Raw genomic sequence first — 7,779 nt, 5'->3', positions numbered from 1 at the left:
GGGTGCGGTGCGAGGATGCAGCCATGCCTACGACCACGCCCGCCGACGCACAGGGCCTGTGCAACTTCGTCGATCTGTCGCCGTCGCCGTTCCACGTGTGCGCGACCGTCGCGGCCACCCTCACCGACGCCGGCTTCACGCAGCTCACCGAGGCCCAGGTGTGGCCGAGCGAGCCCGGCCGCTACTACCTGCTGCGGGGCGGCTCGTTGATCGCGTGGAGCACCGAAGGCGCCGACGGCGACCCCGCCCGCCCGTTCCGGATCGTCGGCGGCCACACCGACAGCCCCAACCTGCGGGTCAAGCAGCACCCCGACCTCGCCTCGGCAGGCTGGCAACTGGTCGGTCTCGAACCGTACGGGGGAGCATGGCTGAACTCGTGGCTGGACCGCGATCTCGGCGTCTCCGGCCGGCTCACGGTACGGGCCGGCAACGGTGCCGAGGACGTGCTCGTGCGCGTCGACCGGCCGATCCTGCGTGTCCCCCAGCTCGCCATCCACCTCTCGGAGGACCGCAAGGGCGTGCAACTGGATCCGCAGCGCCACGTCAACGCCGTGTGGGGGGTGGGCACCGCGCCGCGGTCCTTCCTCGCCTTCCTCGCCGAGGCGGTCGAGGTCGAGGCCGACGCGATCCTGGGCTGGGAGCTGATGACCCACGACCTGGCCCCGTCCACCCTGGTCGGGGCGGACGCGGACCTCGTCAGCGCGCCACGGCTGGACAACCAGGGCACCTGCTACGCCGGGACCGCGGCGCTGCTCGCCGCCGTCGGCCACGTCGCCGAGCACGGCGGCCCGGTGCCGCTGCTCGCCCTGTTCGACCACGAGGAGGTCGGCAGCATGTCCGACCGCGGCGCGTTCTCCGACCTGCTGAACACCGTGCTCGAACGGGTCGTGCTGGCCCGCGGCGGGAGCCGCGAGGACTTTCTGCGGACCATGGCCGGCTCGGTGGTGGCCTCCGGCGACATGGCTCACGCCACCCACCCGAACTACCCGGACCGCCACGAGCCCGCCCACCGCATCGCGGTGAACGGCGGCCCCGTGCTCAAGGTCAACCAGAACCTGCGCTATGCCACAGACGCCGCCGGCGCCGCCGCGTTCGCGCTCGCCTGCGATCAGGCCGGGGTGCCGCTGCAGCGCTACGTGCATCGCGCCGACCTGCCGTGCGGCTCGACGATCGGCCCCATCACCGCCTCCCGGACCGGGCTGACGACCGTCGACGTCGGGGCTCCGCAGCTCGCGATGCACTCGGCGCGCGAGCTCATGGGAGCGAAGGACGTCACCGCGTACGCCCGCGCTCTCGGGGCGTTTCTCACTCCGGCGAACTGACCGGCACGGCCCGGCATCCGGTGCCAGACTGAGGGGACAATTCGCCCGACCGCGAACGGTGGTGATCCTGTGACCGGCCCGTCGTTCCCCGACCATCTGCTCACGCTCGCCGAATGGACGGAACTGCCCGAATACGAGCAGTTCCACGTCGAGGTCTGCGAAGGGGTGCTGTCGGCGTCGCCGCGGCCCGGATACCTGCACCAGCACGTCGCGTTCGGGCTCGTCGCTCAGCTCGCCGATCAGCTGCCGAAGGAACTGGCCGTGCTCGGCGACGTGGAGGTGCTGCTCACCGAGTCCCCGCTGACGGTGCGCTGCCCGGACGGCATCGTCGTCGACCGGGCGCTGGTCGACGCCGACCCCGACCGCGCGACGGCCGCCGACGTGCGGTTGGTGGTGGAGGTCATGGCCGAGGGCAGCGTCCGCACCGATCGCGTCACGAAGTTCTCCGAGTACGCCGAGGCGCGCATCCCCGCCTACTGGATGATCGACCTCGTCGAACCCGCGACGCTGGGGGTGTTCGTGCTCGACGACGGGTGGTACCGCTACGAGGGGGAGTACACGGGCAAGGTGCTGCTTCCGGCCGCGGGTCACCGGGTGAGCGTGGATCTCGACGCGTTGACGGCGGTGCGGCCGCCGCGGGGCGTCGCACCGGTGGACGGCGCCGGGCGTGCACCCGGATAGACTGGCCGCGGCAGCGCGCGCCCGGCCTGCCGTTTCGATCCCAGAGTGAAGGGACCCGACGCCCAGTGTCACCGCAGGTGGATACCGTCACCCACGCCGCCGAAACCCCCGATGTCGCCCAGCCCTCCCGCGAGCTGGGGCTGAAGGACGACGAGTACGCCCGCATCCGCGAGATCCTGGGCCGTCGTCCCACGGACGCCGAGCTGGCCATGTACTCGGTGATGTGGTCCGAGCACTGCTCCTACAAGTCCTCCAAGGTGCACCTGCGGTACTTCGGGGAGACCACCACCGACGAGATGCGGGCGTCGATGCTCGCGGGTATCGGTGAGAACGCCGGCGTCGTCGACATCGGCGACGGCTGGGCGGTCACCTTCAAGGTCGAATCCCACAACCATCCGTCCTACGTCGAGCCGTACCAGGGCGCCGCGACCGGTGTCGGCGGCATCGTCCGCGACATCATGGCGATGGGCGCCCGCCCGATCGCGGTCATGGACCAGCTGCGCTTCGGCGCCGCCGACGCGCCCGACACCCGTCGCGTCGTCGACGGCGTGGTCCGCGGTATCGGCGGCTACGGCAACTCCCTCGGCCTGCCCAACGTCGGCGGCGAGACCGTCTTCGACGCCTCCTACGCCGGCAACCCGCTCGTCAACGCGCTGTGCGCCGGCGCGATGCGCAAGGAGGACCTGCACCTGGCGTTCGCGTCGGGCACAGGCAACAAGGTCATCCTGTTCGGTGCGCGCACCGGTCTGGACGGCATCGGCGGCGTGTCCGTCCTGGCGTCGGAGACCTTCGAGGGCGACGAATCTTCTTCCGGCCGGAAGAAGCTGCCGGCCGTGCAGGTGGGGGACCCGTTCACCGAGAAGGTGCTCATCGAGTGCTGCCTCGACCTCTACCGCGAGAAGCTCGTCGTCGGCATCCAGGACCTCGGTGGCGCCGGCCTCGCCTGCGCGACCTCCGAGCTGGCCGCCGCCGGTGACGGCGGCATGCACGTCGCACTGGAGCGGGTCCCGATGCGCGCGAAGGGAATGACGCCCGCCGAGGTGCTCTCGAGCGAGTCCCAGGAGCGCATGTGCGCCGTCGTGACCCCGGAGAACGTCGACGCCTTCATGGCCGTGTGCAAGAAGTGGGACGTGCTCGCCACCGTGATCGGCGAGGTCACCGACGGCGACCGGCTCGTCATCACCTGGCACGGTGAGACCGTCGTCGACGTGCCGCCGCGCACCGTCGCGCACGAGGGCCCGGTGTACCACCGTCCGGTGCAGCGCCCGGAGTCCCAGGACGCGCTCGTCGCGGACACCACCGCCGGACTGCAGCGCCCGCAGACTCCCGAGGAGCTGAAGGCGACCCTGCTGAAGATGATCGGCTCGCCGCAGCTGTGCAGCCGCAGGTGGATCACCGAGCAGTACGACCGTTACGTCCGCGGCAACACGGTGCTCGCCGAGAACGCCGACGCGGGCGTGGTCCGCGTGGACGAGAAGACCGGCCGCGGCATCGCGCTGGCCACCGACGCGTCGGGCCGCTACACCCAGCTGGACCCGTACGCCGGCGCGCAGCTCGCCCTCGCGGAGGCCTACCGCAACGTCGCCGTCACCGGTGCCACCCCCAAGGCCGTGTCCAACTGCCTCAACTTCGGCTCGCCCGAGGATCCGGGCGTGATGTGGCAGTTCCAGCAGGCCGTGCGCGGTCTCGCCGACGGATGCGCGCAGCTCGGCATCCCCGTCACCGGCGGCAACGTCAGCTTCTACAACCAGACCGGGGCCACCCCGATCCTGCCGACCCCGGTCGTCGCCGTGCTCGGCGTGATCGACGACGTGCACCGGCGCATCCCCACCGGCCTCGGCCTCGAGCCGGGCGAGACCCTGATCCTGCTGGGGGAGACCCGCGACGAGTTCGACGGCTCGATCTGGGCGCAGGTCGAGCACGACCACCTCGGCGGCGTGCCGCCGAAGGTCGACCTCGAGCGGGAGCGGCTGCTCGCCGAGATCCTCACCGCCGGTTCGCGCGACGGCCTGATCTCCGCCGCCCACGACCTGTCCGAGGGCGGCCTCGCGCAGGCGGTCGTGGAGGCCGCGTTGGCCGGCGAGACCGGCTGCCGGATCCTGCTGCCGGAGGACGCGGATCCGTTCGTGACCCTGTTCTCCGAGTCCGCCGGCCGGGTGCTGGTGGCGGTGCCGCGCACCGAGGAGACCCGCTTCACCGGCATGTGCACGGCGCGCAACATGCCGTGGGTGCGGATCGGGGTCGTCGACGAGGGCTCCGACTCCGTCGAGGTGCAGGGCCGGTTCTCGGTCTCGATGGCCGAACTGCGAGAGGTCTACGAGGGCACACTGCCGGCATTGTTCGGGTGAGCGATGGTCGGATCCCAGGTCGATCGGCTGGCGTTGATCGAGGCCCGGCAGGGCCGGATCATCGACGCGGTCACCGAATTCGGTGACCGTCATCCCCACACCGCCCAGGCGTGGGGACTGCTGAGCCTGGATTTCACCGGCATCGCCTTCGCGGCCCTGTTCTTCTGCTGGTCGCTGACCCCGTCGCTGCTGCCCCGCGACTGGTTGTTCCAGGGCATCATCGGCGGCATCAACGTCGCCATCGGCTACGGCGTGGGGTGTGCCGTCGGCTGGGCCGGGTACCGGCTGCTGCTGGCGAACCGACTGTGGTGGCCGCCGCCGCTGCCCGTGCTGCGGGCGATCAAGGTCGCGGTCCCCGTCGCGGCCGTGCTCGCGTCGCTGGTGGCCCTGGTGTTCGCCTCGCGGCAGCAGCGTCAGCTCGCCGCGCTGATGAATGCCGAGGGCACCACCACCAGCGGGTATCTGCGGACCCTGGTGCTTGCCGCCGCCGTCGCGATCACCCTGATCGCGACCTGGCGGGGGCTGCGCGAACTCGCGGGAATCGTCGCGTGGCAACTCGTGCGGCGCCTGCGCATGCCGCCGGGTGCGGCTCGCTCGCTCGGTGCGCTGCTGGTGGTGCTGGTGGTCTTCATGCTGATCGACGGTGTGCTGGCCCGGGGTGCGTACGCGGGACTCAACGTGGTGTTCGGTCTCCAGAACAGCGAGACCCGCCCCGGGATCACCCAGCCGCTCGTGCCCGAGAAGTCCGGGAGCCCGGAGTCGTTCGCGGCGTGGGACACGCTCGGTTACCAGGGCCGCGACTTCGTCGGCCGGGGACTGAGCGCCGCGGAGCTGACCGCGATCAACGGCGCCCCGGCGAGGGAACCGATCCGGGTCTACGCCGGGCTCGAGACCGCCGACACCCCCGAGGCGCGTGCCGACCTGGTGATCGACGAGCTCGAACGCACCGACGCGTTCGACCGCGAGGTGCTCGTCGTCATCCCGACCACCGGCACCGGATGGGTCAATCCGACCGCGGCGATGATGATGGAACTGGTCCACAACGGCGACGTCGCCCTCGTCGCGTGGCAGTACTCGTACATGCCGAGCTGGATCTCGTTCCTCGCCGACCGCGAGAAGGCCGCCGCCGCCGGCGACATGCTGATCGACCGGGTGCACAACCGGTGGCTCGCCCAGGCCGCCGAGCATCGCCCGAAGCTGTACCTGTACGGGGAGAGCCTCGGAACCCAGTCGGGGGAGGGCGCTTTCGACACGCTCGCCGAGATCCGCGACACCGTCGACGGTGTCCTGTGGGTCGGTCCGCCCAACTCGAACCGCCTGTGGCGTCAGCTCGTCACCCGGCGCGACCCGGGCACCACCGAGGTCGAGCCGGTGTACGCGGACGGTCTGGTGGTGCGCTTCGCCGACAACCGCGCGTCGATCGGCGAACCCGACACTCAATGGTTGTTCCCCCGGATCCTGTACCTGCAGCACGCCTCCGATCCGGTGGTGTGGTGGTCCCCGGACCTGATCTTCAGCCGGCCGGACTGGCTGTCCGAACCGCCCGGACCCGATCGGCTGCCGCAGATGCGGTGGTTCCCGTTCGTGACGTTCTGGCAGGTCTCGGCGGATCTGACCAACGCCGCGGGGGTACCCGACGGTCACGGCCACAACTACGGCACCACGGTGCTCGACGGGTGGCTCGCGATCGCCCGGCCCGAAGGCTGGGCGGAGACCGACACCGAGCGGGTGCGGTTCGCGCTGAGCGTCATCGACGACCTGCAGGGACCGGAGAAGTGAGCCGGCCGGGACGGGCTCGCCGCCGGCCGTGGCTCGGTCCGGTCGTCGCCGCGGCGGTCGTCGGCTGGGGTGCGGTGCTGCCGGCCACGCGCCTCGGGCCGCGGGGGCGGGCCGTGCTGTCCGCAGCGGTCGGCGCCGCGGCGGTGGGTGCGGCGCGGGCCTCGGGCCTGGAACGGGCGACGCTGGGACTGGACCCGGTGCACCTGGTGTCCGGCGCCCGCTGGGGTGCGGCCGCCGCGACCGTCCCGCTCGCCGCCTACGGGGTGATGCTGGCCGTCCCGTCGCTGCGTGCCCGGCTCGTCGACGAGGCCCGCGCCGAACGTGAGGACTTCTACGAATGGGTGGGCCTGCACATTCCCTTCGGCACCGTCGCCGCCGAGGAACTCCTGTTCCGCAGCGTGCTCGCGGCGCTGCTCGGTCCGGGCGGGGCGGGGTCCGGCCTGCACGCGGCGGCCTTCGGGCTGTGGCACGTGCGGCCCGCGAGGGACGCCGGTCACCACGTGCTCGGAACCGTGCTGGTCACCGGACTCTCGGCGGTGGTCTTCGACGGGCTGCGCCGGCGCAGCGGCAGCGTCCTCGCGCCGGCGCTGCTGCACCTGGCCCTCAACGCCGGCGGCGCCGTGGCCGTCCGCCTGGCCGGCCTGCCGCCCGAGGAGGACGCCGCCGCGCCGCGGCGGCGTTAGGCTGGCTCGCCGTGGCACCGCGCAGACCCGTCGACCCCGCCGAACTCCGCGCCGCCCTGCTCCGGGTCGGTCCGTGGCTGCGGGCGGAGACCGACGACGCGCCCGCCCGCACCGACCTCGCGACGGCCGTGCGCCTGAGCGCCCGTGCCCTCGAACAGGTGGCGCCCGGATCCAGCGTCGAGGTCCGGGTGCCGCCGTTCGTGGCGGTGCAGTGCATCGAGGGCCCTCGCCACACCCGGGGCACCCCGCCCAACGTGGTCGAGACCGACCCGCGGACGTGGCTGCGGCTGGCCACCGGTCTCGTCGGCTTCGCCGACGCGGCCGCCGAGGGGTCGCTGGACGCGTCCGGCAGCCGGGCGGGGGAAATCGCGCACTGGATGCCGCTGCTGCGGTTGTGAGTGGGGGGCTACGGGACGCCGGATGGGGCCCCGGCGGCCCGTCGGGGCGGGGCACCGTCGCGCGACCCGTAGAATGGTGTTGCCTCTCTTCTGTCCAGCCCCCAGGGAGCACCCCGGTGACCAGTGCCGATCTGTCGGTCCACACACGTAATCTCCTCGCAGCCGAGGAACCTGAGAACGAACCTCGCGAGGAGTGCGGAGTCTTCGGAGTGTGGGCTCCGGGCGAGGATGTGTCCAAGCTCACGTACTACGGCCTCTATGCGCTGCAGCACCGCGGCCAGGAGGCGGCCGGCATCGCCGTCGCCGACGGCTCGCAGGTTCTCGTCTTCAAGGATCTCGGGCTGGTGAGCCAGGTCTTCGACGAGCAGACGCTCGCCGCCATGTCCGGTCACATCGCGATCGGGCACTGCCGCTACTCGACCACCGGGTCGACCACCTGGGAGAACGCCCAGCCGATCTTCCGCACCACCGCGGCCGGCACCGGCGTCGCGCTCGGCCACAACGGCAACCTGGTCAACACCGCCGAACTCGCCCAGCGCGCCCGCGAGCTGGGCCTCGGCGAGGACCG

6 protein-coding genes and 1 pseudogene are annotated in these 7,779 nt (G+C 72.1%); all 7 read left to right on the top strand.

From position 1 onward, the window contains the following. The first annotated feature begins 23 nt into the window (after positions 1–23). Positions 24–1,322, top strand: a complete 1,299-nt coding sequence (locus tag CQZ88_RS18750) for a M18 family aminopeptidase (RefSeq protein WP_006930236.1) — start codon at positions 24–26, stop codon at positions 1,320–1,322. Between the two features lie 69 nt (positions 1,323–1,391). Then, a complete protein-coding gene (locus tag CQZ88_RS18745; protein ID WP_029541454.1) occupies positions 1,392–2,003 on the top strand; it encodes a Uma2 family endonuclease in 612 nt (203 codons plus the stop codon). Positions 2,004–2,068: 65 nt separating this feature from the next. After that, the gene (gene purL / locus CQZ88_RS18740) at positions 2,069–4,351 is read left to right on the top strand and encodes a phosphoribosylformylglycinamidine synthase subunit PurL (RefSeq protein WP_050034640.1); all 2,283 of its coding nucleotides are present in this window, start codon (positions 2,069–2,071) and stop codon (positions 4,349–4,351) included. A 3-nt stretch (positions 4,352–4,354) separates the two neighbouring features. Further along, on the top strand, positions 4,355–6,130 hold the full coding sequence (locus CQZ88_RS18735) for an alpha/beta-hydrolase family protein (protein ID WP_006930227.1): 1,776 nt from the start codon (positions 4,355–4,357) through the stop codon (positions 6,128–6,130). After that, positions 6,127–6,813 (top strand): CPBP family intramembrane glutamic endopeptidase, encoded by a 687-nt coding sequence (locus CQZ88_RS18730; RefSeq protein WP_043801589.1) that lies wholly within the window; start codon positions 6,127–6,129, stop codon positions 6,811–6,813. The genes CQZ88_RS18735 and CQZ88_RS18730 overlap by 4 nt, the downstream gene beginning before the upstream one ends. An 11-nt stretch (positions 6,814–6,824) precedes the next feature. Continuing rightward, the gene (locus CQZ88_RS18725; RefSeq protein ID WP_006930223.1) at positions 6,825–7,211 is read left to right on the top strand and encodes a sterol carrier family protein; all 387 of its coding nucleotides are present in this window, start codon (positions 6,825–6,827) and stop codon (positions 7,209–7,211) included. Positions 7,212–7,327: 116 nt separating this feature from the next. Beyond that, positions 7,328–7,779 (top strand): annotated as a pseudogene (locus tag CQZ88_RS31330) (class II glutamine amidotransferase); the annotation flags it as partial.

The organism is Rhodococcus sp. ENV425 (assembly GCF_002887785.1).
Taxonomy (GTDB): domain Bacteria; phylum Actinomycetota; class Actinomycetes; order Mycobacteriales; family Mycobacteriaceae; genus Rhodococcus; species Rhodococcus aetherivorans.
The sequence above is the reverse complement of the archived record's forward strand: the minus strand, read 5'-3'. Positions and strand labels throughout refer to the sequence as shown.

Excerpts from the sequence above, each read along its gene's own strand:
- CQZ88_RS18750 (WP_006930236.1), top strand. The coding sequence starts at position 24 with ATGCCTACGACCACGCCCGCCGACGCACAGGGCCTGTGCAACTTCGTC.
- CQZ88_RS18735 (WP_006930227.1), top strand. The coding sequence starts at position 4,355 with ATGGTCGGATCCCAGGTCGATCGGCTGGCGTTGATCGAGGCCCGGCAG.